This window comes from Haladaptatus rarus, from assembly GCF_054177585.1.
Genome location: NZ_JBPEHG010000013.1, coordinates 107,524 through 132,535, shown reverse-complemented (window position 1 = coordinate 132,535; position 25,012 = coordinate 107,524). Strand labels below are relative to the sequence as shown.

The following is a 25,012-nucleotide window of genomic DNA, read 5'->3' as shown; positions in this document are numbered from 1 at the left end:
CGACCTTTTACGACGGTCGCGGTCAGAAGCGACGGCGGCCGTCGCTTCTGACGGCTTCTTCACGGGCGACGCCCGTGACGGAACGAGACGGTACAGCCGTCTCGCATTCCCTGTAAAAGCTCGACCAAAAGCACGGCGCTCCTCCCGCGGCTCGCGGCTTCGCCGCTCGCAGTTCGAGACGCTACGCGTCTCGCACCGGTCGTCGCTTGGCCCGCTCGCTCGGTCACTTCGTTCCTTCGCTCGCGGAGAGGGTGCTAGCCTCTGACGGTTGTGTCACCGGCAGATTTCCGATGATCGAGTCCGCCGAGTTCTGGTGGCTGTGTCGATGGCTGACTTCCGGCGGTCATGTCACTCGCTGACTTCCGGTGGCTGTGCCACTGGCTGATTCCCGGCGGTCGTGTCACCCACCGATTCGTTCGATGCCCATCGACACATCGGGGCAAAGAAGGTGGCTTTTTCACCCCCGACGATGCCGACTCTCGTATGCGAGTAGACCTCGGCAACGCTCTCGATACCGTTGCCTCATCCGGCGTCTCACGCGACGCGCTCGACCGACTGGACGAGCGCGTGGCGAACGCCCACGAGCGAATCGAAGCTGGCCGCGAGAACCACGAGCACGGTTATGAAGCACTGAACCTTCCGGCAACGACCGACACGGACGAGATTCGCACGGCTGTTGAACCCTTCGCAGATGCCGAGACGGTGCTCACGGTCGGCATCGGGGGCAGCGCACTCGGCGCGGCGACGCTGGCCCACGGACTCGACTCCGACGTGGACGCCTACTTTCTCGACAACGTCGACCCCGAACACGTCTCCGGACTACTCGACAGCATCTCGCTCTCGGATACCGCGGTCAACGTCGTCTCTCGCTCCGGAACCACCGCAGAGACGCTGGCGAACTTCCTCGTCGTTCGCGACGCGATGGAATCGGCGGGCGTGGACTGGACTGAGCGAACCTTCGTCACGACTGGCGAAGATGGCAACCTCCGCGACCTTGCGAACCGACACGATCTGCCCGCACTGCCGGTTCCCGACGGCGTTCCGGGTCGATTTTCCGTCCTCTCGACGGTCGGCTTGGCCTGCGCTGTGATCCAGGGCCACGACATCGACGCGGTGCTCGCGGGTGCCCAGGCGGAAGCCGACCGTCTTGCCGGATCGTTGTTCGAATCGCCCGCCTACGCCTATGGTGCGGCGTGCTACGCGTTGGACGAGCGCGGCGCGGGAATCAACGCGATGATGCCCTACGCCGAGTCGTTGGAGACGTTCGCCGAGTGGTTCGCCCAGTTGTGGGCCGAGAGCCTCGGCAAGGATGGACTGGGCCAGACCCCCGTGAGAGCCCTCGGTGCGACCGACCAGCACTCCCAGCTTCAGTTGTACCGAGCCGGACCTCGCGACAAGATGGTCACGTTCGTTCGCCCTACCGAACGCGACGACCGCGCGATTCCGGAGACCGACCTCCCCGGACTCGAATATCTCGGTGGGCAGAGCCTCGGGGAGCTTCTCGACGCCGAGTTCGATGCGACCGAAGCGAGTCTCGCCGCATCCGGGCAACCGACCGTCCGGCTGGAGATCGACCGCGTCGACGAGTACGGACTCGGTGAACTCTGCTACTGCATGGAAGCTGCGTGCGTTCTCGCTGGTGAGCTATACAGTGTCGAGACGTTCGACCAGCCAGCAGTCGAGTGGGGAAAACGCGCGGCTCGCGGTCTCCTCGGCGGCGGTGACTTCGAGGAAGCAGAAGCGGTCGCGAAGAAGACGACGCTTGCTGTCGAATAACTAACGTTCACAAAGCATTTACCGGGTGGGGAAGTTTTGTTGATTGTCCTTCGCGTCGAAGACCGACCCGACGCATTCCAGTATCATGAGGCTTCATCACGTTTCGATGGTTCTTGCGGCGCTCGTCACGGTTTCGCTCTTTGCGGGTGCGACGACTGTACTTGCTAGTCATCCGGTGGAAACTACGGAGAACGATCCATTCGATCACGAGCTCTCCGACGCGAACAACAGTTCCGTCTCCCTCCACTACGAGGGGGACGGTCTGGTTCTCGACAACGCGAAAAACCAGACGATTCGCGGTAACACGACGCTCGACCCCGGGACGGAGCTTGGCGTACAGCTCCACGCGACCGGGCAGTTCTACAAGTCACAGACGGTCATGGTGCGACCGAACGGAACGTTCAACGCGACGTTCGATCTCGACGAGTACAAGACGGGGACTGAGTTCGGCGCGATCGTCACACTTCCCGGAAACAACTCGACTGAAACGAAAACCCTCCTCGTCGTCGATGGCGTCCTTCGAAACGATTCGATGACGACGACGACCGAACGTCCGACCACGACCTACGCGCTGACCGAAACCGCGACTGCGAGCGGGGAAACGACCGACAAGGCAGTCGTCGCGGATGCAGCCACGGAGACCACCCAGGCGAGTGACAGCAGCGGTCAACCCGGTTTCAGTTTCGTCGTCGCGCTGGTCGCCCTCGCGGGGGCTGGACTCCTTCTCACTTCCCGTGACTGACCGGTCGTAGCACCTTTACTATCTCGGCACTTTCCGTCGTATATGGCAGATGGTGCAGCAGTCGGCGGCGAGTCCACGGCTGGCGGGTCGCTCGGCCAGATGGTGCTCGCGGTCGTTCGAAGCGGTGTTCTCGGCCTTTCGAGTCTCTTTGCTATCGGTATCTGGCTCAACGTCTTGCTCGTGGTCGCTGGCGGAGACGGAATCGGGACGATGCTGCAATCGGGATTAGGCGTCGTCGCACTCGGCCTGGGGACCGGGACAGTGGCGCTGTTGTTCATGCTCGGCAGGGGGTACGACATCTCGTACATCGACCTCGCACTCCCGAGCAAACGCGATTGGGGCTACGTCGTCGGCGGTGTCGTTTCCATATTCGTCATCCTGATGGCGATCTCTATACTCCTCTCACAGCTCGGAATCGGCACAGCAGACCACTCCATCGAACAGACCGCTCGGCAGGGAAATGCGGAGATACTGTTGCTCTTCATCCCCTTGTCGTGGCTCATCATCGGGCCGGGTGAGGAACTGCTCTACCGGAACATCATCCAGAAATCGTTATACGAGACGTTCTCCGAGTACGGCGCCCTCGTAGTTGCGAGCGGGATCTTCGCGTTGGCCCACGTCCTCGCCTACGCGCCGGGGTCGACACTGACGGAACTGGCAGGTACACTCACGGTCATCTTCTTCCTCTCCCTCGTGCTCGGGTTCACCTACCTGAAAACGAGGAATCTCGTCGTCTCTGCGCTCATCCACGGGACGTTCGATGCGATCCTCTTCGGACTCATGTACCTCCAGTTCGCTGGCTAACCGTTCTATGGATTCTTTCGCGAGAGCGGACTCCCACAGATCGGACACCGGTCTTTGTTCTCGTCGAACTCCCGACCACAGCCGGCACACTGGAACTTCCAGTTTCGCTGCTCTTCGATGCCGTCCTGTGCGATGACATCGACGGAGACGTTCATCCGGTCGGCGACGTTCTGCATCGCGTAGTCGTCGGTGACCAGTGTTCCGTCGAGTTCGAACGCGGCAGCGACGAGTCGAATGTCGGTGTTCGAGAGTACGTCTCGGTCGCCCGTCTCACCTGCGGCCCGGCGTACTTTCTCGACCGTGTCGTCACGCGGCAGATGGATGTGCATCCCGGAGCCTTCCATCGCGTCGAAACGGAAGGCGTGTTCGCCCTCCAGTTCGTCGTGAACCATCGGAATCGACGCTGTCTGTTCGGTCGTGTGATACTCGTTGATAAAAGCTGAGGCGTCTAGAACGTACATTTACCGCTGAACGACGATGTAATCTTTGACTGCTTGTACCCGGCTGACCGGTAGTTCGAAATGACCGTCCTCGTCGACGTCGAGGTCGACGGTGGCGGTGTCGATCTGTTCGTCAGGTTCGATGACGAGGCTCGATAGCTCCCCCGTCTTCAAGTTCATGGTGATGTTGTAGAGCATCCCCAGTTCGGTGCCGTCAGACCCCATGACGGCTTTCCCCGAGAGATTCTCCGCGAGTATGTCCGGCATACGTGGGGGTTACCGACCGCTTCTATATAAACTCCACGGGGAGAGCACTGAGTCGGGTTCGTTTACTCGACATCGTCAGAATCGCGGGTGATAAGTGCGTGGTGCAAATCTCTCGATTTCGATCGACGACTACTTCGATGCTCCTCTCACGTCGATGGCCCTCCTGATCTGGTCTTCTTCGACGGTAAATATCACCCGAACGGTGGCGTCCGAGGGCATCCGTTCGGACGTCGAGAACGTTACGAGTTCGTATCGGCTGATGGACGGACAATGAAGGACGACGCTGAAGTGTCCCGCTTTCTCCGTCCAGTCTCGGCTATATGATTCGCTTTCATCTGGTTCGATTTCGTGAAGATCGAAGTGAAGGCGGTGAGGGCCGGCGCCCATGTTCCGGACGATTTCGAGGGAACACGTCATCTTCTCGTTCAGGTGGTTTTTCACGACGACTTCCTGTAGCGTTGGCTCACTCTTCGCGGACGAACTGTCGTTGAAGGAGACGACGTTCGAACAACCAGCGAGGAGGGCAGAGAGGAAGGCGGTTACGTGAATCAGTAGTCGACGTCTGTTCATAGCTGTGCCACATTATTGAACAGCAAATACTTTCTTGAGAACCACATCTCGGATGATAAGTACACATTCCGCACTTCCCACGACCGTTCAAAATTTGCCGTAACTTGCGGATTTCAACAGAACCTTCATCAACGGTCTGACCGACGTGGCGATGGAGTTAAATGTCGTGCCGGGCTGTTCTGTGATAAGGACTTCTCCCGGGTGGTAGGTATGTCGGACACAGATTCACACGAGACGGAAACTCTCAGAACTCCCATCGTCGCCGTCCTCGGTCACGTCGACCACGGGAAGACCAGCTTGCTCGACAAGATTCGCGGGTCGACGGTCATCGAGGGTGAGGCAGGGGCGATCACACAACACATCGGTGCGACAGCGGTGCCACTCGACGTGGTGTCGAAGGTCGCCGGGAGGTTGGTCGACCCGGACGACTTCGACCTGCCTGGGTTGCTCTTCATCGACACGCCGGGACACCATTCGTTCACGACCCTCCGGTCGCGCGGCGGTGCTCTCGCAGATATCGCTATCCTCGTCGTCGACGTCAACGACGGCTTCCAGCCGCAGACCGAGGAAGCCATCAACATCCTCACACAGTCACAGACCCCGTTCGTCGTCGCGGCGAACAAGATCGACACGACACCGGGGTGGAACCCGCAGCCGGACTCGCCGATCCAACAGACGTACGAGGCTCAGAGCGATCGTGCGCGTTCGACGCTCGACCAGAGCCTCTACGAACTCATCGGCGAACTCAGTGACGCCGGTTTCTCCGCCGACCTCTACTGGCGCGTCCAGAACTTCCAGGGTAACGTCGGCGTCGTCCCCGTGAGCGCCGAAACCGGTGAAGGTGTCCCCGACTTGCTCACAGTGTTGATGGGACTCGCCCAGCGCTACATGCGCGAAGACATGGAGATAGACATCTCCGGGCCCGGTGCGGGAACGGTGCTCGAAGTCAAAGAGGAGAAAGGATTCGGGACGACACTCGACGTTGTGCTATACGATGGAACCGTCAGCGAGGACGATACCATCGTCGTCGGTGGGACGAACAAGCCCATCGTGACGGACGTTCGCGCCCTGCTGAAACCACGACCACTCGCCGAGATTCGAACCGAAGACCGGTTCGAGAAGGTCGATTCCATCGGCGCGGCGGCAGGGGTGAAGATCGCAGCGCCCGACCTGGACGATGCGATGGCGGGAGCGCCAGTGCGTGTCGTCCGCGACCGAGAGATAGAGGACGTCATCGCGGACGTCGAGGCCGAACTCGCCGAAGTCGAGGTGAGCACGCAAGAAGAGGGTATCGTCGTCAAGGCCGACACGCTCGGGAGTCTCGAAGCGATGGTGAGTACGCTCGAAGAGGCAGAGATCCCGATCATGCGTGCCGAGGTCGGCGACGTCGCACCGCGTGACATTCGATTCGCTACGACTGCGGACGAGCCGAAACACCAGACGATCCTGGCGTTCAACGTCAACGTTCTCGCCGACGCCGCTGACGAAGCAGACCAGCGAGACGTTCGACTGTTCGACAGCGACGTCATCTACCGACTCATCGAGGAGTACGAAGAGTACGTCGAGGAGATGGAGCGCGCACAACAGCAGACCGTCCTCGACAACATCACTCGCCCTGCTCGGTTCCGCATCCTCGAAGACCACGTCTTCCGGCAGAACAACCCTGCCGTGGTCGGTATCGAGGTGCTTTCGGGCACCGTGAAGAACAACTCCTTCGTCGCCAAGTTCGACGGGAACGAACCGACACGAGTGGGTAATATCAAAGGACTGAAAGACCAGGGGGAAGACGTCGACGAGGCCCGAACCGGGAGCCGGGTCAGCGTCGCCATCGACGGGCCGACCGTCGGCAGGCAGATCGACGAAGGCGACGAACTCTGGATCGAACTCCCCGAAAAGCACGCCAAGATCCTCGAACAGGAGCTCTCGGACGACATTCCGGGGGACGAACTCGAAGCACTCCAGATGTATCTGGACAAGCAGAGAAAGCGTGACCCCTTCTGGGGCAAGTAGCGTTCCGAATCGGGGTTCTCCCGACACGTAGCGACCAATCGGTATCGATCCTGTGACGAGTAGCGTTACGCTGTGACGAGTAGCGTTACGATTTTATTTCTGACCGTGATAGTATGTGGTGGAGGGATAGTTATGAGGGCGAGAATCCGAATGACAAGTCGCATCGCTCGATGGATTCGCAGAACTCTCTCGACGTTCTCCTACTACGACTTCGTTCTGTTCGCCGTGCCGGTCGTCTTGCTCGCTGGGCTAGTCGCAACGACGACGTTCTCGATTCCATCCCCACATCGGAGTAACAGCAGCAGGCATCGTGTCGGCGTTCGTCTTGGCCGACGCGATGTTCAACCGACCACCTAGCGGGCGGTCGGTGTGATCTTGTCTTCGACGGCCTGTTTCACCTGGAGCACGGCGCTCGCTGCGAGTCCCCGCGCCACTTCGTCACGGTCGTCGGCGTCGATGAGGTCGTCATCGTGTTCGCCGTCGAGTTCGTCACGTTCGGGTTCGAATCCCGCACTGACGATGTGGCCGACCGGTGGCTGCACCGAGACGGTAGCCTGCGGGCCGGTGGCACCGTTCGTGACCTGTGAGCCGATGACGTATTCGTCGGGGAGGTATCTGCGGGTCAACGTGGCGATGTCCGACACGCTGTTCCGGAGCGCCCGCTTTTGCTCGGGAGAGAGCTCTTCGACATCGACAGACGCGCGCTGTCCGGCCTGCGTCACGTCGGGAATGCCAGCGTAAGGAGTATTTCCGTTCATGCGGTCTGCTACCCTTCCTTAAGTGCGACCGCGTTAAAAACCCGTCGCCCCCGGAAGTTAACAGATGGGTTCGCTCTCGCCGTACACCGCGAGAACGACCGCCGTGACGTACGTCCCCGGTTCGGCATCTGCCGTCACCGTCTTCGTCTGTTCTCCCGAGAAGTCCCAGTCACGGAGTTTTTGCCCTGCTTCGAGTCCCGCCTGGACGCGCTCTTCGATCTCCACGCTATCCGTCTCACCTGCCGCTTCGTAGAAGAGACCCGGCCCATCGCCCTCCGTCCAGCCCAGACCAGCGGAGACGTGGCCCGGCCCGGCGCGCGTGGCCCGCGCTTCGACCACGGTCAGTCGCTCTCCGGCGGGGCCGAGGTCGGGCGCGGTGCCGACGGGTTCGACCGTCGCGTCGGCGGGGATGACCGACGAGACGGCGACGAGGTTGTAGTTGTGGACGTTCGCCGCCGCCAGCGCGGCGTCGTAGGACGACATCTTCGTCGGCCCACTGGCGGTTCCCCAGACGACTCGAATCGTGCTCATGCACGGGGGTCGGTTCGTCGTGGGAAAGGGTCTGTCGATTCTTCGAACAGGTGTGGGAGTTCGATTCGTCGTTTGCTATCGTGCCGTCGGTTTCGGTGACGAACGAGAGCCGACGGCCCGTACTGAAACGTACTGAAATATACTGAAATGTACTGCCCGGTCGGGACGAAACCATCGACGCGACTGAGACCATCGGCGAAGTCGAAACGATACCCTCGGTAAAACTGCGCTGTTCAGTATTCGATTTCGACGGAACTGCCGAGATACTTCGAGATGACCTCGGAGACGGAATCGGCCTTGAACTCGTCCAGTTCTTCGTAGATCTGGTCTTGCAGGGCCTCGTAGTACTTCTCGTCCGTCTCGAACGCCCGGTACTCCACGCTCGTCACCGGAACGCCGAGGGCTTCGCTCGTCAGTTCTCGGAAGTAGCGGTCGTCGCCGATGTTCCCCCGCCAGAGATTGTCGCGGAAAAAGAGCCACCCGTCTTCGCCCGGTGGGTCGGCCCGCCGCGAGAGGCGCGTCTCGAACTCCTGCGGTTCGAGCGCGATACCCGACGCGGTCGGGTCGAGACGGAATCGCACGGCGAAGACGTAGCGCGCGTCCATCAGCGCACGTCGTCGAACCGCTCGGCCATCTCCACGTCTTTGTCCGTGATGCCACCTGCTTCGTGACTCGTCAGCCGCACCTCCACCTCGTCGTACCGGATGATGATCTCGGGGTGGTGGAACTCCTCCTCCGCAACTTCGCCGACTTCGGATGCGAATGCGACGCCTTTCAGGTAGTCGTCGAATTCGTACACGCAAACGATCTCGTCGTCGTCGCGCTCCCATCCGCTCGGGGCTCGGGTCTCGACTTCGTCTTCGGAAAGCAGATCGGCCATATACGAACCGACGTGTGGTAATCAGATAAAAGCTCTCGCCCAACCTTTTCCTGCGGTCGGGTGCCGAGTCGCTCGCAACGGTGGCGAGCGACTCGGCCTGCCTCCCTGGCAAAAGCTCGATCAAAAGCGCGGCGGCCTCCCTGTGGTCGGCCTTGCGCCCGCTCGCTCAGCCGCGCTGCTCCTTCGCTCGCGGTGTCTCAAAATCGCATTGCGATTTTGATGGCTCGGAAGGCCGAAGGTCTTCCGGTGAGTGAGCTGGCCTTTGTCGGTCGTGTCTCCGGGGTTTTATCGGCGGTTGTGTCGATTGTTGATCTCTAGACTCTGTTGAAACACTCAACCAGTGACAATTTGACGAGGTCGTGCTGAATAGAGGGCGCGTCTCGGTCACCGACTACCCTCCTCAAGCGGCCGCACCTCCTATTCTAACTGTATGGATGTTTCGGACAATGATGCTATGTGAGTGTGTGGCATAGAGGATAGATGGGAGGATCATCCGATGGCAGACGCAACACCACCAGATGCAGGTGGGGAAGTAGAAACAGTCACGTCAGCAGATGGGACTGCAATTGCCTTTGAACGGACGGGAAGCGGGCCACCGCTCGTGCTCGTGCACGGGGCTTGCGACGTTCACGAGTTCTGGGATTTGACTGACGTCCGTTCCGTCTTCGCGGAACACTTTACGGTCTACGCGATCGATCGTCGTGGGCGCGGCGAGAGCGGCGACGCCGCCGAATACGAACTGGAACGGGAGGCTGAGGACGTGGCTGCGGTCGTCGATGCAATCGACGACCCAGTGACCCTCCTTGGGCATTCGAGTGGCGCTCTCTATTCGCTAGAGGCAGCCCTGCGAACCGACAACCTTCGCAACCTCATCGTGAACGAACCGCCAATTCAGGTTGATGATCACGAATTCGATGTCGAAGAGGTGGTGGCTGAAATGAAACGGTTGCTAGACGACGGTGAAAATGAGCAGACGCTCATGCTATTCTTACAAGCAGAAGCCAACCTCACACCGGACGAAATCGACGTGGCTCGTTCGGCACCAATCTGGCAGGATATGGTAGACGCGGCCCATACGCTGCCCCGCGAGTGGCAAGCGATCGCAGAGTACGAGTTCGATGCGTCCCGGTTTGAAAACGTAACCACGCCGACCTTGGTGTTGGGTGGTGGCGCGAGTCCCTCGTTCTACAAAGCTGCGACGGAAGCGGTCACCGACGCGCTCCCAAACTCTCGGCTCGTTCGGTTCGACGGCCAATCACATGAGCCGATGAACACTGCACCAGACCGCTTCATCGACGAGGTTCTCATATTCGCCCGTAACTCGAACTAACGATTCGGCGTCTCGTCTTCACCTCATCTTCGTCGTCGGTTCGACGAGTAAATCTACGTACAGACGATCAGAATCGATGGCACGAAATACACCGATTCGTAGTGATGGATCGAACCTCTCTATGCAGCACGCCGCTTCTGACAGGAACTGGGTAGATCAGATGCGACGTGCAAGATACAGGTCGCGTATCTCTTAACGGCGAGTCGCTGGTACGTGCACTCCCCGAAGGCTTGTCCATATGACCACGTCGCCTTCATCCAGATAGGTCGTAACTTCGAGTTCTCGCTATTCACGAATAGCGAACTGCCGTCTCAACGACTAATGAGAGATATTCAGACCGTCGGCGTGATGTTCTGATTGACGTGAAACACATTGTCGGGATCGAATTCACCCTTGATCTCGGCGAGCCGCTGGTACGTGCGCTCCCCGAAGGCTTCGCGGATCCGTCGAGTACCGTCATCAGCGTCGAGGAAGTTCACGTAGACTCCCTCTCGATACGGTTCGAGCGCGTCGAAGAACCGACGGGTCCATAGCGTCTCCGACTCGGCGAGATCCTCGTCGGGACGCCATACACCGTTTATGTTGATGTTGTGAGCCGCGTCCCGACCGGTGTAGGCAGTAGCGTCGCTGGGGATGCCGTTGACCGCTCCCCCGAGGTGGAATAACACCGCGTACGAACGGGGTGACTCCGCTGAGAAGGCGTGATCGACGAACACTTCGATCAGGTTGTCGGATAGTTCGGGCAGGTCGGTGGACTTCCAGTAGTAGTGCCATCCGTGAGGGACGGTATTGTCGAGCCCGCTCTGGTGGGCCACGTATGGCTTTGGGGAAACCAAGTCGAGAAGCGGTGTACCGTGCTCGCGCAGCGGTCGAAGGACGCTTTTTCCCTCTTCTACCGAACCCGCGTAGCAGGCGTTGATGGCCACGGCGGGTCGCCAGTGAAGCTCCTCGGGGACGACCGGGAGGGGAGGGATGGTTCCGAACCTGACGACGGTGCCAAGCTCGTCGGGAGCATCCCGCACGAAGTCGCGGTAGAAGCGCAGCGCGTCGGTAGTGTCGTCCGCCGCCCAGAACACGGGGCCGGCGAGCACAGTGGGACCAACAGGGTGGAGGGCGAACTCGAAGGAGGTTACGATCCCGAAGTTTCCACCGCCGCCCCGCAACGCCCAAAACAGGTTCGAGTGCTCGTCTTCCGAGGCTCGGATGAACTCGCCATCGGCGGTTACCACATCGGCCGAGAGCAGGTTATCGATGGTGAGGCCGTGCTTGCGCATCAACCAGCCGATCCCGCCGCCGAGGGTGAGCCCGGCGACGCCAGTGTGGCTGACGATGCCTCCCGTGGTTGCCAAGCCGTGAGCCTGGGCCTCGTGGTCGACGTCACCCCACAGGGCGCCACCCTGAACTCGGGCCGTCCGTGCGAGAGGGTCGACCCACACGGCTCGCATCGCGGAGAGGTCGATGACGATTCCGTCGTCGCAGACGGCCGTCCCTGCGACGTTATGGCCGCCGCCGCGCACCGCGATCTCGAGGTCGTGCTCTCGTGCGAAGTTCACAGCTGCAATCACGTCTGCAGTGCCTGAACACTGGACGATGAGTGCCGGGTGACGGTCGATCATCCCGTTCCAGACGCCCCGGGTCTCGTCGTAGCCCTTGTCGTCTGGCCGAATCAGGGTACCCCCAAGAGTTTCTCGAAGGTCTTCGACGGCTGTTCGATCAGCGTCTCTTACCGTTGGTGTCATTATAGCCCCCGTTTCGCATCTCTCTCGTTATCTCTTCATCCTCGACGGCGAGTATGGAGAACGCCGATTGTCTTACGGCCCAAGCCATATTAAGGATTGACACTAACCCGATACTGCTGGATACATCCTCTCTCTTCAGCACGGTACTTTTGACAGCAACTGGGGAGATCATCTCACCAATGCTGAATAGAAAGCGCAATTCGGTCATACGGGTTTGCACTCTGTCGCGCGACACAAAGCACCGGCTCAGTTTATTGCACTAGCTGTCGAACTAAGAGCCATGACCAGCAAGAGCGTAACGCTCGAAGTCGGCGAATACAGCTACTCAGGGGAGCTGAACGTGGCCAGCAGTGCTACCGAACGTGGTATCTTAGTGATACCTGGTGCAGGACACGGACCGTTCGGTGACATATTCGACCGATTCGTGGAAGCAGCCTCTAAAAGTGGACATACTATCGCCCGGTTCGAGACATGGACGAGTCAAGAAGAGTTGGCCAAAAAGACCGACACAGAACGCGAGGAAGAACTTACCGCCGGTGTTGAGTTTCTCAGGTCACAAGGTTGCTCAACGATCGCAATTGTCGCGAAGAGTTACGGCGGCCGTTTGGCGCTGACACGCACTCCAGATGGAGCAGATCGAATGGTCTTATGGGCACCTGCAATCCTCTTCGGCGACGCCGCTGATGCGCCATCGATTACAGCAACAGAGTTAGCAGATATCGCACTCCCGGTATTGATTCTCCAAGGTACCGAAGACAAGGTAGTCTCCGTGGAGAATGCAGCGGCCCTTGCGAACCATCTCCCGAGCGGATCGGTCGTTGAACTGCATGGTGAAGACCACTCGTTCTTGAACGATGAGCGGCGAGTCATCGAAGAGACGCTCGCGTTTCTAGAGGGATAGTTCGCACCATCAACTGAAGCACTCACGTGGTCGTTTGCAGATTAAAACCTCTCTATTTAGCACGCCAGTTCTGTCCGTCGGTGAGGGTTTCAACAGAGTTGCAGAATACACTGAAACCTGTTTGCACGATTTCCAGTGTTTCACATGCTTTTACAGTGTGAATGGCGGTTAGAGACAGCGGATGAAGGTAGCGTTAATATTCAGCTTGAATGACTAACAGTATGAGTATCGTCGACCCTCGAGAACGATATGATGATCTCATCGAGAAACGCATCGTTGAGGAGGTCGAACCCGAGACGTTTGAGGGCTTAGAGGAGAACGAGGCATTCAGTGTTGGGTGGGTCGTCTCAGCTCTTGTCTTCGATGCTGCTGAACGAGTTCTCTTCGCGTACCACGAGAATGACAACGCGTGGCTCGTCCCCGGTGGGAGCGTGCAGCCTGGCGAATCACTCCGTGAAGCCGTCGTCAGAGAGGTTCATGAGGAGACCGGTGTTTCGGTGAAACCCGACAGACCGTACGCCATTGTGGAGAATATCGTGAGATGTGATGGTGACTCACGTTCGTTCCGCTTTGTGATGTTCTCAGCGGCGGCAGAAACAGTTGCAATTGGAGATGATTTAGGCGAACCCGGCGAGCCGATCACAGATGCAGAGTGGTTCAGCGAACTGCCTGCTGAGATTTTTGAACGAGAACTCACTGAACAGATACTGACGCGAATTCTCGAACGGAAGTAACGTGATTGTCTCCGTTTTATGCCGAGCCGAGGTGGTGTTTCAGTTCCTTGACTGCGTTTCCCACGCCGACCGCACACAGGTACGTGTAGATGATTCCCGCGCCGAAGGCGAGTGGAGCGCAACTGAGGGTTCGACAGTCGAAGAGAAACACCGTTTGTCGTCCTAATTCGATAAATGGCCAGCGGTAGGGATTGTTCCAGAGAACGATTGTAGCGACGAATCCGCCCATGAGGACGAGGAAAGACGCCCCGACGAGGGGATTCATGAATATCTGTGGTAATTTCTTATTCTGCATTAACTGGTGAGATGAAAGATATATATTAATACTTTGTCACGAGTTGCTCACCTCTTGGATTGACGACGTACTCGATATCCTTGGCTTCGGTACTCTCGCCGAGACAACACTCCCTGACAAAGAGGGCTATAACGACCGACTGCTCTTCGAGTCCGACGAAGTGCGCCGAGATGCGAGTCTCCGAAAGCGTGATGGGGAAGTCGAAGCAATGTACGGGCTCGCCTCCGCAGTACTCGAAGCAAAGCGATGGGATGCTGATTTCACGAAGCGATTCTCCGAGACACGGTCGTACCGCGACGCTTCTCACCAGATCAAATACTACCTTGAACACACGCCTGAGCAACTACAATGGGGCATTCTCACCGATGGGAAGACATGGCGACTGTACGGAACGAAAGACTATGCCACCGAAACGTACTACGAGGTTAATCTCCCCGAGCTGCTTGAGTCCGGAGATCTGGAGAAATTCAAGTATTTCTATCTCTTCTTCCGACCCGAAGCCTTTCGTGAAGTGTCGGGAACGTCCTTCCTTGAGACTGTCTGGAATGAATCCGAGACTGCTGCTCAAGAACTCGGGGAGGATTTGCAGGATAACGTCTTCACTGCCCTTCGAGTACTTGGTGAGGGATTTATCGAGACCAACGACCTTTCGATCGACCCAACCGATGCAGCTGCTCGTGAGGACTGAAAGAACAGTCACTTGTCCTGCTGTATCGATTGATGTTCGTATTATACGCTGAGTCTCGGCATCTTATCAGTCCTGACGAACCACGGAAGCGAACTGAGTTCAAAGAGAACTTCAGCCTCGACGAGATTCGGCAGGAGATCCATGACGACATCACTTCTGGAGGTTCTTTCGAAGATTATAGCGAGTACTCGACATCGATGTGGGGACGATTGGAGGACCTTTTCCGTCTTATCGATAGAGGTGAGAAGTCTTTGGGCATTCCCCCATACAATGGCGGGCTATTCGACAGCGATACACACGAATTCCTCGCCAAGAATGAGGTATCCGACCGCTATATCGCTGAAGTTGTGTATCGATTGGGTACTACACATGCGGACGATGGTGCGGAATTCGTACTTGCTGACTATGCCGATCTCGACACGCGGCACCTCGGGACTATCTACGAAGGGCTTCTCGAACACGAGTTTCGCATTGCACCTGAACAATACGCTGCAGTTGCCGAAGACGGCGGACAGGTATGGAAGCCTGCGACAGAAGTGAGTGTTGCAGAGGCTGTTGAGACAGTCGAAACAGGAGATCTGTACGTCGTTAATGATGATGGGGAGCGAAAGGCTACTGGAGCATACTATACACCCGATTACGTGGTAGCGTATATTGTCGAAGAAACTATTGACCCACTGCTAGTGGATATTGACGAAGAATTGCGAGAAGATGGACTGAAGCCAAGCGACCGAGAGTACTTCGCTCAATTCTGGCAGTCTGTTTTAGATCTAAAAGTGCTTGATCCCGCCATGGGGTCGGGACATTTCCTTACGAAGGCGACGGGCTATCTGACTGAGCAAGTAATGGAAGTTGTTCGCGAACAGGAAATCCAGAGCTACGATGAGCAGGATCTTCGACGGCAAATCGCTAAGGAGTGCATCTACGGCGTTGATTTGAATGGGATGGCAGTTGAGTTAGCAAAACTGTCGATGTGGCTGGAGACACTTGCGACCGACAAACCGCTCGCGTTCCTCGACCACCATCTTAAAACAGGTAATTCGTTAGTTGGGTCGGACATTACAGAAGTGCTCTCGGACGACGTTGAGGAAGAAGGAGGACAGCTCACACTCATGCAAGCGGCTGCACGGGTTCGCCGCCGAACGCTTGAACATGTTATGGAATTGATGCAGGATTTACTCGCCATTGATAATGAGAAACTTGAGGACATCAAGTCGATGGAAGAGCTGTATGACAAGATCCGTGGAGATCCTCTATATGGACGCTTATTCGAGTTGGCGAACGTGCACACTGCAGAACGCTTTGGTCTAGACGTACCAGAAGGTATGTATGAGGAAATGGCCGATGCAATTGAGGACTCCGACGGATGGGATGAGATAAAAGGTCGAGATTGGTTTATATCTGCACAAGCCACGGCCAGGGAAGAAGACTTCTTCCACTGGGAATTAGAGTATTCAGAAGTATTCTTTGGAACAGACGGGGAAAGGCGTGTAGATGCAGGATTCGATGCAGTTGTTGGAAATCCACCATATGTTGGCACGAGCATGATCGATGAGCAGACGAAATTATATTTAAAGAAAGAATATTAGTCGGCAACAGGGCGCTGGGATCTTTATGCTTTGTTCACCGAGAAGGGAATTTCATTGACGAGTGAGAATCTATCCTATATCCAGCCTTTGATGTTTATGCGGAGACCATATGGAAAAGGCCTCAGAGGATATCTCTCAGAGTTTGCTAACATGCAAAAATCATCGATTTATCTGAAATTCAAGTTTTTAAAGGTGCTACCAACTATATCTGCATTCTTACTATCTCTCCACGAGAGAGTCAAGATTCGTTCTCTATTTATACACCTGACAAAGAGAAAATAACAGATCTCAGGCTTCAAAGTAGTGAAAGCTACCAACTCTTGAACTCTGAACTCAGTAGCGATCCATGGGATATTATCCCTCCAGAAGTTGTCCAATTATTGGACTCCGTTCCAAGCTCATTCTCTAAATTAGGAGAAGTTGCGGTTTCGATCTCTGAAGGAGTACATACTGGGTGTAATAGAGCGTTCTTTATTGAACAGGAAGAAGCGGAGCAAAAGAAATTAGAAAAGGAACTACTGAAGCCTATACTCAAAGGTAAAGATGTTAAGCGATTTGAAAAACCAGATACGGAACTCCGATGCATATATCCCTATGACGCGTCCGGGCAGGTAATCTCAGCGAGTAAGTTGGAGTCTGACTTTCCAAACGTCTGGTCGCACCTAGTTGATCATAGGGAAAGATTGGAGGACCGTACATATGTCTTGGAATCCGGAAAAGAGTGGTACGAAATCTGGTGCGAACGTAATATTGAGATATTTAGCAATCCGAAAATCCTCACACCCGATATTGCCGAGAGAAACCAGTTCACAATCGATGTGGGAGAGCAGGTGAATTACTTCAACACGAAGGTTAAGAGTATTAAGTTAGAACTAGATGAGGAAACGGAATATATGGGCGTTTTAGGTGTTTTGAATTCTAGTCTACTTACACGCATATATCGAGGAATCTCTCCTCCAAAAAGCGGTGGATTTCGGTCGTATACGCCTGGTTTCCTATCCGATCTCAGGATACCGACTACGGGATTGGATGACCTGAGTGAGGCAACGAAGAAGATGATCCAGCTCAAGGGTCGCTTGAGCGGACTTAACCTCTCTCTTTTGGATCATCTTGGCGCCTATGATGATGGTTCCACCCTTGCTGATGTCGGCTTTACGCAACCGCCAAAGAATGTGGCGGATTCCATTCTTCAAGAAACAACTGAGCAGAGGCCAAATCTTCGAGTCGGTCATGCTGAGGTCCACCGTGAATCCGATTCAACTGTCGAAGTGCGTTTGACCGCACGCTACAAGCCCGATGATGACGCTCACGAGACGGATCAATGGGGGTATACTGAAACCGAGGCGCAACCGGCTCTCAGGCTTACAGATCTCTCACCTGCAGAGGCAAACTTGATTGAGGCATTCGTCCCCCTTGCTGTCGACAAAGCGGGAGGGTTTGCGGGCTTTCGCGAAACAGCAACAAAGACGAACTCGCTAGTTGATCGTCTGCGTGGATTGAGGTTGCCACAGCTTGCAGATGTTCGCGATGGATTAGAGAGCTATTCTGAGACGAAAGCCCGTGCGGAGGAACTAGAAGCGAAGATTGAGCGTACTGATGACCTGATAGATGACATCGTATACGAACTGTATGGGCTGACTGACGAGGAAATAGAGATTGTTGAAGAGGCGACTATGGAATAATATGATATCATAGGCGATCACCACAGACCTTAGTGATCGTTCCGTATTTGGTTTCCTTCTTTGCTCTCAGTAGAAGGCAAATTCAGGACTTCTATATAATTAACATTCAAGTCAGAGTAGTAAATACAGATAACTGTGACTCAACGAGTACGAGATTATCTTGATCTTATTAATGGGCGAACGTTCCTACCAGGACTCCAACGAGAGTTTGTATGGAACACATCAGAAATGGAAGGTTTCTTCGACTCTCTCATCCGTGGCTATCCGGTCGGCATGCTCATTGAGTGGGATGTTCGAACAAGAGATCGGGAAGAGTTCTACAGCTACGAATTCATCAACAATTTCATTGCCGACGATGGACGTGTCCCCGAAACTATTGACCATAAATTCTCTCGATACAATGACAAAGCCCCTGAAGATGCTGCTTGTGATAGCCTTATTATCGATGGCCAACAGCGCCTTACTTCTCTTTACATCGGCGTCACTGGATCGATTACTGTGTACTTTGGTGGTCGCGGGCACTCTCGAGATGATATTTCACAGTGGGAGCGAAAATGCCTCTGTCTCGATTTGTTAGGCCATCCTGAATACGATGACGAGGGACTACCAGGGAATTTCCAATTCCGGTTCCGTCGAGTTGACGATTTTGGCCGGGATCCTAAAATTGGCTTCCGAGAGCGGAGTGGTATCAAGCACTTCTGGCTCCCACTACCTGACGTAGTAAACGAAAAGGGAACCATCAAGACAAAGCGAGAGATGCGGAGCCACGTTGTTGAACGCCTTAACGCCACGGAGATGCCAATCTCCGAAGACGAGTTTAACGATCTACGTGATGTTGCAACTGCCGTCATTGATGCCTTCCATGATGAAGTTCTTGCATTCGAAATTCCCGTAGATACTGTCGACAAGGAAACTAATGAGATAAAGGAGATCTTCCAACGAATTAACGTCCAAGGTGCGACTCTGAAGCCCTACCAACTTTTGATGTCTAAAATGATGAGCTATTGGCCTTACGAAAGTGACCATCCATTCAATCCCCGTGAGCAGGTGGAATCATGGCTCGATACTTTCAAAGATCGGTATCCGGAATTCGAGACTTCGATTGACCGAGACCTGTTCATGCGCTATACTTGCTTCGTTGGAAATCAGGAACTCACTGCATCGAAGGTAAAATTGTTTGATAGATCCGACATGGACAAGCTCCGTGCCGTCTGGCTTGATAGTCCAGACAGCTACCACGCACATGAAGATTTTGAGTGGTTCCGCAGTGGACTGGAGAAAAGCCTGCAAACCATCAAATCCCTCGGACTCGCCAGTAACTCGTTCCCAAGCATGACTCCCGTGGCTCTTCTTGGAAAGTTCTTCTATGAGAATCCAAATGCTGAGATCAACCACGAAAATACAAACGAGATCGCCCGGTTTTTCGCACTTGCACTCCTCCTCAATGAGTCCCATGGTGTCCTACGACGTACAAAAATGCGCGGTATGGCCCAATATCTAGCCCAACATGAAGGAGAGTACAAGATTTTCCCAACTAAAGCCCTTTTCGACTCTAGAAATCTATATCCTTCACGCGCGGATATTCGCCGTACTGTCGAAACGGCACGGTACACAGGTGAACCCGGCCAGCCTGTCTTCGCTAATACAAGTGTTGCTTCCGTTTTAGCCTTACTTGACGAAGCCTATACTACCAGGACTACCCGCGATGCCTCTGAGTTTGATGTGGATCACATTTTCCCTCGAAGCATGCGCAGCGTAATCGAAGACGCTCTCGGAACCGAAGTCGATCTCAACCGCCTCGGGAACCTCCATCTACTCCACCGCACTGAAAATTCTGCAGAAAAACGTGATATGGATCCTGCTGACTGGTTTGATACGCTCAAACCTGCACGCCGTGATGAAATTATGCAGGTCAATCAGTTTCCTGATGGAATCCCGATCAAAGCCGAGAAATACGAAGCATTCGTTACCGCCCGAGAGAAACAGATTATCGATCATCTCACGGAAAAGTACGTAAGATAGCAAGATGAGGTTACGTAGCATCGATTGTGCACAATCCCTCAGAAGCAAGATGGAGCAAGTATCGATGGAGGATGTGCCCCAACCATCGAACGACCCCGACCAATCGGGCGACGACGTACAGGTCTACGTCTCAGAGATTGATCCCGACCGCGAACACCACGGGAAAGAAGGCACCATCACGGACGTTCTGCAGGACACTCTCGGCGACGAGACTGGGCGCAAACTGGACTCCTACAGCTACCGCATCGAAACCAATGATGAGGAAATCGATGTCTGGTTCCGGCATCGTGACTTGGTGCCAGTATCACGGTAACCAATTACCGATACTCCACTGCAATGGGCAATAACGAAAGTCAACCTACGTGGCCACAGATCCGCGATGCACTCGAAGTCAATGAGGATCGTCTTTGCAGTGTATGGTTCACGGGAAGTTTTGTGAACCCGACGAAGGAAGTTACACGAGAGAGTGATGTCGATGTTGTCCTCGCATTCAAGGGCCTCGATGCTATGGACGAATTCGAATATGATGGGCGCTCTCCGGAGACGATTGCGGTCCGGGACATCACCCGAGAGCTAGATCTCATCATCGGTGGACCTGAGAGCGATTACGATGATGGTGAGAGCGAATTGCTCTATGCGCGTCCCAACAAGGAATCTGAATGACGTTACTCAATCGAGAGCGCATGCAGATCACGCTCTGAATGGCTTCTTTGTTTGAGAGTGCTACCCTCCCACTAGATCGCGATCACCCATACCAACGAACGATTGCTATTCTGTTCGAATCCAGATCACACGACGCGATTCGGGCTTCTTCTTGTGAATCTCACCATCGTCGGCACGACCGTTCAACATCTCATACGCCGTCCGCCGGGTAAGGAGGGTCGGTTCGGCGTCTACGTTCACCGCGCGGGCGCCTATACCGCGGACATTCGCGACACCGAAGGGGGACACGGGGCGGTTCGTATCAACCCAAACGAGGACGACGAGAGGGTGGGCATTGACGCTGTCGGGACCGGGAAGGCGGGGCTGGCTGACTACCTGACTCGCTTCCTCGTAGAGACCCGCGAACAGATCGCCGCTTTCGAGGACGGCTCCAGCGACGCCGTCGACGACGTACCGACGGGCACCGAAGTCAGCGACGAAGTGGTGAACCGTTCGTCGGAACGCGCGAAAGCCAACGTCTGGAACGCCGACGGTGAGACAGGGGAGGGCAATGCCGGAAACGGAAAGGGAACCGACAACGGGAGCCGGGGGGAGACGCCGTCGAACGGCACCAGGAACTCGACGACGACGGGCACTCCAACTGTACCGACAGATACCACCTCATCACCGACGAGCACTTCGACCGCATCGACAAACACCTCGTCCTCACAGACGAACACTACCTCCTCGCCGACGAGCAACTCGTCCTTGCTGATAAACGCCTCGTCTTCATCGACAAACACCCTGTCCTCGTTGTCGAACACCTCGTCTTCACCGACGGAGACCTCGTCCTCGCCGACTGACACATCGTCATCAACGACGGAGACCTCGTTATTGACGACGGAGGAACCCCGTGACACCAATTCGGCCGGAGACAACGACGACGCCGGGAAGGGGTTCACGGCACTGCTCACGTCGTTCGACGCCGCGTTGCTAGCCGCCGGTTCGGCCCGTGCCGCCGCCAGAGAGGGAGCGACCTCGAAGGCGGACAAGCACCTGCGGACAGTTCGAAAGCGACTGCAGACCGCCCGACACATCGCCGATACCAGCGACGACCTCCCCGGTGAGCTATCACGGCTCGTGAAGAACCGGGTCGAGCGGATGCTCCCGCGGGTTCAGATGGCGCTCGACTCGGACAGCTAGCGAGAGCGGGCCGAGAAAAGTCGAGGAGCGAACTCGTGGCTACTCCGGCCTGTGGGGTCGACTCGTCCCATCGTTGGGATCGATACCGAGATACTTTGCGAACAGGTCAGCGACGCGGGTGGAGGTGTCGAGCACGTTCTCGAACTGGTTGAACTCGTGGAGTTCGCGCTCATAGCGCTGTAACCCTGTGGCGCTTGCCGTGTTTCTCCAGTTCCCCGCAGAGCTGCTCAGATTGGCTGCTGGGGACGCAGGCATCCTCCTCTCTGTATCGGACGAGCAATGGTGCCTCGATGGCGGAGACGTGGCAGATGGGACTGGCCGCCCGATAGTTGTTCTTCTTCCCCTACTCTCTGTCGCTGATTCGCTTGATACAATCCCACATCACGATGTGACGAACAGTGAACTACCTCGGGGTCACGCCTCGAGGCACTCACCTTGTTCCACCTGTAGACGATGCATTGTGACGTGGGACTGTATCATTTCCATTATACAGCTAACCACGGTATCTCCTATTATTATGCATAACATGACCGAGAATAAGGCTCCAACTCACGTATTGCCGCGAGAATCATCATTTTGCTGGTTTCAAAGTGACGATCCTACTCATCGTTCAGCGACGAGTAATGGCTACCAACCCACCGATCACACAGAGCACTCCAACCAGCGCAATCATCGGTGAATTGATGTCTGGAAGCACCCCAGATCCGGGTACCGTCGTTTCTGACTCTGACTCGTGAGGAGTTTCGGTACTGGTTTCGGTTTCTGTGGAGTGAGTAGTTTCAGTCGTCGGTGTTTCACTGGTTGTAGTTGTCGTTGAGTGAGTGGTTCCAGTCGTCGGTGTTTCACTGGTTGTAGTTGTCGTTGAGTGGGTGGTTCCAGTCGTCGGTGTTTCACTGGTTGTAGTTGTCGTTGAGTGAGTGGTCGAGGTTCCATTCCCATTGGAGCCCGAACCACCGTCTGGGGTACATTGGTTGTCTGAAAACCTGCTAAGTGCAATGATGGAACCGCTAAGCAAAAATTCGTTACCTGATAGTGCCAATGTTTGGTCTTCCGTATTCGAAGTAGCTGCAACAGGCGAGATAAATACTGCAGACAGAACCTGGAGAAAGATAAATAGGGTGAATACCTGCTGGAGATCTGGGAGGTGTCGGCGTTCACGACCAAGGAGTAAGATACTAGGTATCGCTGAAACAACCCCAATTAATTCTGCCGATTTCTTATGAATATCCCCGTGTTCTTCGAAATCGTTCCGGACGTTATTAATCAACCGACGTGGCCACTTACGTACTTCTGCGATTTCCCTCCTGAGACGCGGTTCAAGCAGATCCATTGCCGCGAGTATATCCGTTGGTGTGCGGTCTCGGGTGATCGCTCCTCGCACTCTCTCATCGTTATTGTCGGGCATAAGTCTCTGTGACATCCCCCATTCATTTTTCGCTATTCAGTGTTATTGCCGAAGCTATTACAATATGCTAAGATTGACCGATCCTAACCTTCAATATTCTCAAAATTATTCAATAAAAAACTACTTCAGTCCTCGGCTTGGCAAGATCGTTTGACTCAGAAAGCTGTGGCTAAAATACTCGGAGTTCCACATTTGTTTAATATAAGCACATTACCAAACTAATCCTCGATAAAAACCGCATTCAGTGATTAATGGAGTATAGGTAGTTCCCGATTGTGTTTTACCGTAAATCGGCGCTCTTATACGGTAAACTCAATCGGTGGCCATTTCAGAATGTGTCTGGCTCGATGAGGTGTGTTCGACGAACTCACCGACCCAGACGAGCAAATTTCGGCAGGCGATATGGAAAGACTTGCGCTTGACCTCCTCTCGGAGCTGCCGATGGAAGGCGTCGAGGGCTCGCCCCTCGACGCCGACGTGATCTGGAAAACTGTCGAACGAGCAGCCACCGACACCACCTCTGTTCATCACGTCGTCGAAAACACCGACGAGACACCTGATGACGACGAAACTGTCATGGATTGGCTCCGTACTATCCATCCAGACGCTCTCGAAGACGTCGTCAACGACCTCCTCGCTGAGCATGCCACGACGATCCTCGACCCTGACCGGTCGAGGATCGTCATCATCGATTTCGTCGATAACCCCTATCACGGGACCTACCTCACCGATCCACGCGAGATCTGTTCGATGAAGCCTCGCGACGGGACCACCAGCTGTCACCGCTACTGCACGGCGTTTGTCCTCGATACGAAGAAACCGCTCACACTCGCGATAACACCCGTCACGAGCGACGAGGACGTAGCCGACGCCGTCGGCCGCGTCCTCGACCGCGTCGACCAGTTACCCTTCGGGGTCGATGCTATTCTCGCGGATCGCGGATACTACCAAGAGCGCGTCATTCGACGCGCTCGGGCCACTGCTCCTGTCGTTCTTCCAGTCGTGAAGAAGGGCGAACGGCTGCGTGATCAACTCGACACGCACGCTTCCTACTGGACCGAATACGCGATGTACAAGGGCAATGAACGGGAGCTTCAGTTCCCGCACGCGGTCTGTGTCTCCTACCAGAACGGCGACCGCGGCAAGCACGGCGAAGTCGTCCGCGGGTACGTGGCGTGCGATCTGACGGATCGCACGCCCAAACAAGTCGAAACCCTCTATCACAAACGCTCAGCCATCGAAACCAGCTACCGAACCTACCGCGAAGCGAGAACGATCACGGCCACACCGGACCCGCTGATTCGGTTCGTCTTCGTCGCTGTAAGCTTCCTGTTGCGGAATCTCTGGCTGGTCGTACGCTGGGCGGTCGTCGCCCGCCCGCGGCAGGGCGGGCGCGACCTTCCCACCGAGTTCACGTTCGAATTGGTGTGTGGCTGGATCAGAGACCATCTGAGCACCGAACTCGGATGGGAATACACGTGGGAAACCAACGACGTCGGTCTTCCGCCGGGATACGGGCCGGCCGCGGCCTGACCGAGGTCAGGCCGCTGGATCGCCCATCCTGAGCAGCAGCTCTCGGCTGAGTGCGCTGATTCAACAGCCGAGAGGACGCTCACGCCTGTGAGCGTTCACTCCATCCTCACCAAACTGCTCTGGCTGTTCGATCAACTGTCGCAACCCGGTGTGAACGCGAGACAACGAAAATAGAATCGGGAACTACCTAGTATAATTGGTAGTCAAATTAGTGCGATCGTGCTCGCGACTGGGTCGCTTCGCGAAGTCGGACAGTTCGTTGCCGAGTGGGCATGGGATATTTGGTGGGCACTCGTTCTTGGATTCACGATTTCCGGGGTGATTCAGGCATACGTCTCGCAAGAACGAATGGTCGATCTCCTCGGAGGCCGCGGCACTCCCTGATCTCGTCGGTCGGAACGTAACTCTCGGGAACCGAGCCCAACCACAGCAGCCGAGACAGTTCTTTGGCATCGGCACTGTCTAGTTAGG

General features: G+C 55.7%; 26 protein-coding genes and 2 pseudogenes. 16 read left to right on the top strand and 12 right to left on the bottom strand.

The window, feature by feature from the left end; translation table 11 throughout:
* From ACR3FE_RS21695 to ACR3FE_RS21680, 4 genes are all read left to right on the top strand, one after another.
* Nucleotides 1-265 (top strand): hypothetical protein (locus ACR3FE_RS21695; protein ID WP_458209754.1); only part of this gene is annotated, 265 nt, incomplete at its 5' end.
* A gap of 218 nt (nt 266-483) precedes the next feature.
* Nucleotides 484-1,776, top strand: coding sequence for a glucose-6-phosphate isomerase (locus ACR3FE_RS21690; protein WP_458209764.1), 1,293 nt, complete (start codon nt 484-486; stop codon nt 1,774-1,776).
* Between the two features lie 85 nt (nt 1,777-1,861).
* Complete coding sequence (locus tag ACR3FE_RS21685; RefSeq protein ID WP_458209752.1) at nt 1,862-2,518, top strand: BGTF surface domain-containing protein; 657 nt, start codon at nt 1,862-1,864, stop codon at nt 2,516-2,518.
* A 42-nt stretch (nt 2,519-2,560) separates the two neighbouring features.
* Nucleotides 2,561-3,322 (top strand): CPBP family intramembrane glutamic endopeptidase, encoded by a 762-nt coding sequence (locus ACR3FE_RS21680; RefSeq protein ID WP_458209751.1) that lies wholly within the window; start codon nt 2,561-2,563, stop codon nt 3,320-3,322.
* A gap of 5 nt (nt 3,323-3,327) precedes the next feature.
* Here the strand turns inward: ACR3FE_RS21680 and ACR3FE_RS21675 are convergent, their stop codons facing one another.
* The 3 genes from ACR3FE_RS21675 to ACR3FE_RS21665 form a co-directional block, all read right to left on the bottom strand.
* Entirely contained in the window at nt 3,328-3,783 is a 456-nt protein-coding gene (locus ACR3FE_RS21675) for an NOB1 family endonuclease (RefSeq protein WP_458209749.1), read from the bottom strand.
* Nucleotides 3,784-4,029 (bottom strand): PRC-barrel domain-containing protein, encoded by a 246-nt coding sequence (locus tag ACR3FE_RS21670; protein WP_458209748.1) that lies wholly within the window; start codon nt 4,027-4,029, stop codon nt 3,784-3,786.
* 129 nt (nt 4,030-4,158) lie between these two features.
* Nucleotides 4,159-4,599, bottom strand: a complete 441-nt coding sequence (locus tag ACR3FE_RS21665) for a hypothetical protein (protein WP_458209747.1) — start codon at nt 4,597-4,599, stop codon at nt 4,159-4,161.
* A 210-nt stretch (nt 4,600-4,809) separates the two neighbouring features.
* On the opposite strand from ACR3FE_RS21665, the gene infB reads away from it, so the two are divergent.
* Nucleotides 4,810-6,609 (top strand): translation initiation factor IF-2, encoded by a 1,800-nt coding sequence (gene infB / locus ACR3FE_RS21660; protein ID WP_458209746.1) that lies wholly within the window; start codon nt 4,810-4,812, stop codon nt 6,607-6,609.
* A gap of 150 nt (nt 6,610-6,759) precedes the next feature.
* Nucleotides 6,760-6,966 carry a DUF8015 family protein gene (locus tag ACR3FE_RS21655; protein WP_458209745.1) on the top strand — a complete coding sequence of 69 codons (207 nt, stop codon included), beginning with the start codon at nt 6,760-6,762 and terminating at the stop codon, nt 6,964-6,966.
* Here ACR3FE_RS21655 and ACR3FE_RS21650 read toward each other — a convergent pair.
* The 4 genes from ACR3FE_RS21650 to ACR3FE_RS21635 all read right to left on the bottom strand — a co-directional run bounded on the left by ACR3FE_RS21650 (nt 6,963) and on the right by ACR3FE_RS21635 (nt 8,778).
* Nucleotides 6,963-7,367 (bottom strand): DUF5811 family protein, encoded by a 405-nt coding sequence (locus tag ACR3FE_RS21650; RefSeq protein WP_458209744.1) that lies wholly within the window; start codon nt 7,365-7,367, stop codon nt 6,963-6,965. The two genes, ACR3FE_RS21655 and ACR3FE_RS21650, sit on opposite strands and share 4 nt — an antisense overlap.
* A 57-nt stretch (nt 7,368-7,424) precedes the next feature.
* Nucleotides 7,425-7,898 carry a pyruvoyl-dependent arginine decarboxylase gene (locus ACR3FE_RS21645; RefSeq protein WP_458209742.1) on the bottom strand — a complete coding sequence of 158 codons (474 nt, stop codon included), beginning with the start codon at nt 7,896-7,898 and terminating at the stop codon, nt 7,425-7,427.
* 233 nt (nt 7,899-8,131) lie between these two features.
* Complete coding sequence (gene lwrS, locus ACR3FE_RS21640; RefSeq protein WP_458209741.1) at nt 8,132-8,503, bottom strand: LWR-salt protein; 372 nt, start codon at nt 8,501-8,503, stop codon at nt 8,132-8,134.
* Nucleotides 8,503-8,778: a 4a-hydroxytetrahydrobiopterin dehydratase gene (locus ACR3FE_RS21635; protein ID WP_458209739.1), complete on the bottom strand. Its 276-nt coding sequence runs from the start codon at nt 8,776-8,778 to the stop codon at nt 8,503-8,505. The genes lwrS and ACR3FE_RS21635 overlap by 1 nt, the downstream gene beginning before the upstream one ends.
* A gap of 496 nt (nt 8,779-9,274) precedes the next feature.
* Between ACR3FE_RS21635 and ACR3FE_RS21630 the strand changes: the two genes are divergently transcribed.
* Nucleotides 9,275-10,108, top strand: coding sequence for an alpha/beta fold hydrolase (locus ACR3FE_RS21630; protein WP_458209737.1), 834 nt, complete (start codon nt 9,275-9,277; stop codon nt 10,106-10,108).
* A 332-nt stretch (nt 10,109-10,440) separates the two neighbouring features.
* Here ACR3FE_RS21630 and ACR3FE_RS21625 read toward each other — a convergent pair whose 3' ends face one another.
* Nucleotides 10,441-11,847 carry an FAD-binding oxidoreductase gene (locus tag ACR3FE_RS21625; RefSeq protein WP_458209735.1) on the bottom strand — a complete coding sequence of 469 codons (1,407 nt, stop codon included), beginning with the start codon at nt 11,845-11,847 and terminating at the stop codon, nt 10,441-10,443.
* Nucleotides 11,822-12,055 carry a hypothetical protein gene (locus ACR3FE_RS21620; protein ID WP_458209733.1) on the bottom strand — a complete coding sequence of 78 codons (234 nt, stop codon included), beginning with the start codon at nt 12,053-12,055 and terminating at the stop codon, nt 11,822-11,824. Before ACR3FE_RS21620 ends, ACR3FE_RS21625 begins: the two co-directional genes overlap by 26 nt.
* Nucleotides 12,056-12,127: 72 nt before the next feature.
* Here ACR3FE_RS21620 and ACR3FE_RS21615 point away from each other — a divergent pair, with 72 nt between their 5' ends.
* Together ACR3FE_RS21615 and ACR3FE_RS21610 are read left to right on the top strand one after the other, a co-directional pair.
* Nucleotides 12,128-12,748 (top strand): alpha/beta hydrolase, encoded by a 621-nt coding sequence (locus ACR3FE_RS21615; protein WP_458209732.1) that lies wholly within the window; start codon nt 12,128-12,130, stop codon nt 12,746-12,748.
* Nucleotides 12,749-12,969: 221 nt separating this feature from the next.
* On the top strand, nt 12,970-13,482 hold the full coding sequence (locus tag ACR3FE_RS21610; protein WP_458209730.1) for an NUDIX hydrolase: 513 nt from the start codon (nt 12,970-12,972) through the stop codon (nt 13,480-13,482).
* A gap of 16 nt (nt 13,483-13,498) precedes the next feature.
* Here ACR3FE_RS21610 and ACR3FE_RS21605 read toward each other — a convergent pair whose 3' ends face one another.
* Nucleotides 13,499-13,777 carry a hypothetical protein gene (locus ACR3FE_RS21605; protein WP_458209729.1) on the bottom strand — a complete coding sequence of 93 codons (279 nt, stop codon included), beginning with the start codon at nt 13,775-13,777 and terminating at the stop codon, nt 13,499-13,501.
* A gap of 43 nt (nt 13,778-13,820) precedes the next feature.
* On the opposite strand from ACR3FE_RS21605, the pseudogene ACR3FE_RS21600 reads away from it, so the two are divergent.
* The 6 genes and pseudogenes from ACR3FE_RS21600 to ACR3FE_RS21575 form a co-directional block, all read left to right on the top strand.
* Nucleotides 13,821-16,296: pseudogene (locus tag ACR3FE_RS21600) on the top strand (Eco57I restriction-modification methylase domain-containing protein); the annotation flags it as partial.
* Nucleotides 16,297-16,374: 78 nt separating this feature from the next.
* Complete coding sequence (locus ACR3FE_RS21595) at nt 16,375-17,736, top strand: TaqI-like C-terminal specificity domain-containing protein (RefSeq protein ID WP_458209763.1); 1,362 nt, start codon at nt 16,375-16,377, stop codon at nt 17,734-17,736.
* A 135-nt stretch (nt 17,737-17,871) separates the two neighbouring features.
* The gene (locus ACR3FE_RS21590; RefSeq protein WP_458209728.1) at nt 17,872-19,758 is read left to right on the top strand and encodes a DUF262 domain-containing protein; all 1,887 of its coding nucleotides are present in this window, start codon (nt 17,872-17,874) and stop codon (nt 19,756-19,758) included.
* Between the two features lie 64 nt (nt 19,759-19,822).
* Nucleotides 19,823-20,071 carry a DUF8139 family protein gene (locus ACR3FE_RS21585; RefSeq protein WP_458209727.1) on the top strand — a complete coding sequence of 83 codons (249 nt, stop codon included), beginning with the start codon at nt 19,823-19,825 and terminating at the stop codon, nt 20,069-20,071.
* Nucleotides 20,072-20,193: 122 nt separating this feature from the next.
* Entirely contained in the window at nt 20,194-20,421 is a 228-nt protein-coding gene (locus ACR3FE_RS21580) for a hypothetical protein (protein ID WP_458209726.1), read from the top strand.
* A 153-nt stretch (nt 20,422-20,574) separates the two neighbouring features.
* Nucleotides 20,575-21,603, top strand: coding sequence for a hypothetical protein (locus ACR3FE_RS21575; RefSeq protein WP_458209724.1), 1,029 nt, complete (start codon nt 20,575-20,577; stop codon nt 21,601-21,603).
* 39 nt (nt 21,604-21,642) lie between these two features.
* On the opposite strand, the gene ACR3FE_RS21570 is transcribed toward ACR3FE_RS21575, so the two are convergent.
* A complete protein-coding gene (locus tag ACR3FE_RS21570) occupies nt 21,643-21,858 on the bottom strand; it encodes a hypothetical protein (protein WP_458209723.1) in 216 nt (71 codons plus the stop codon).
* 1,552 nt (nt 21,859-23,410) lie between these two features.
* On the opposite strand from ACR3FE_RS21570, the gene ACR3FE_RS21565 reads away from it, so the two are divergent.
* Nucleotides 23,411-24,541, top strand: a complete 1,131-nt coding sequence (locus ACR3FE_RS21565; protein WP_458209761.1) for an ISH3 family transposase — start codon at nt 23,411-23,413, stop codon at nt 24,539-24,541.
* A gap of 343 nt (nt 24,542-24,884) precedes the next feature.
* Here ACR3FE_RS21565 and ACR3FE_RS21560 read toward each other — a convergent pair.
* Nucleotides 24,885-25,004 (bottom strand): annotated as a pseudogene (locus tag ACR3FE_RS21560) (IS110 family transposase); the annotation flags it as partial.
* Between the last annotated feature and the right edge of the window lie 8 nt (nt 25,005-25,012).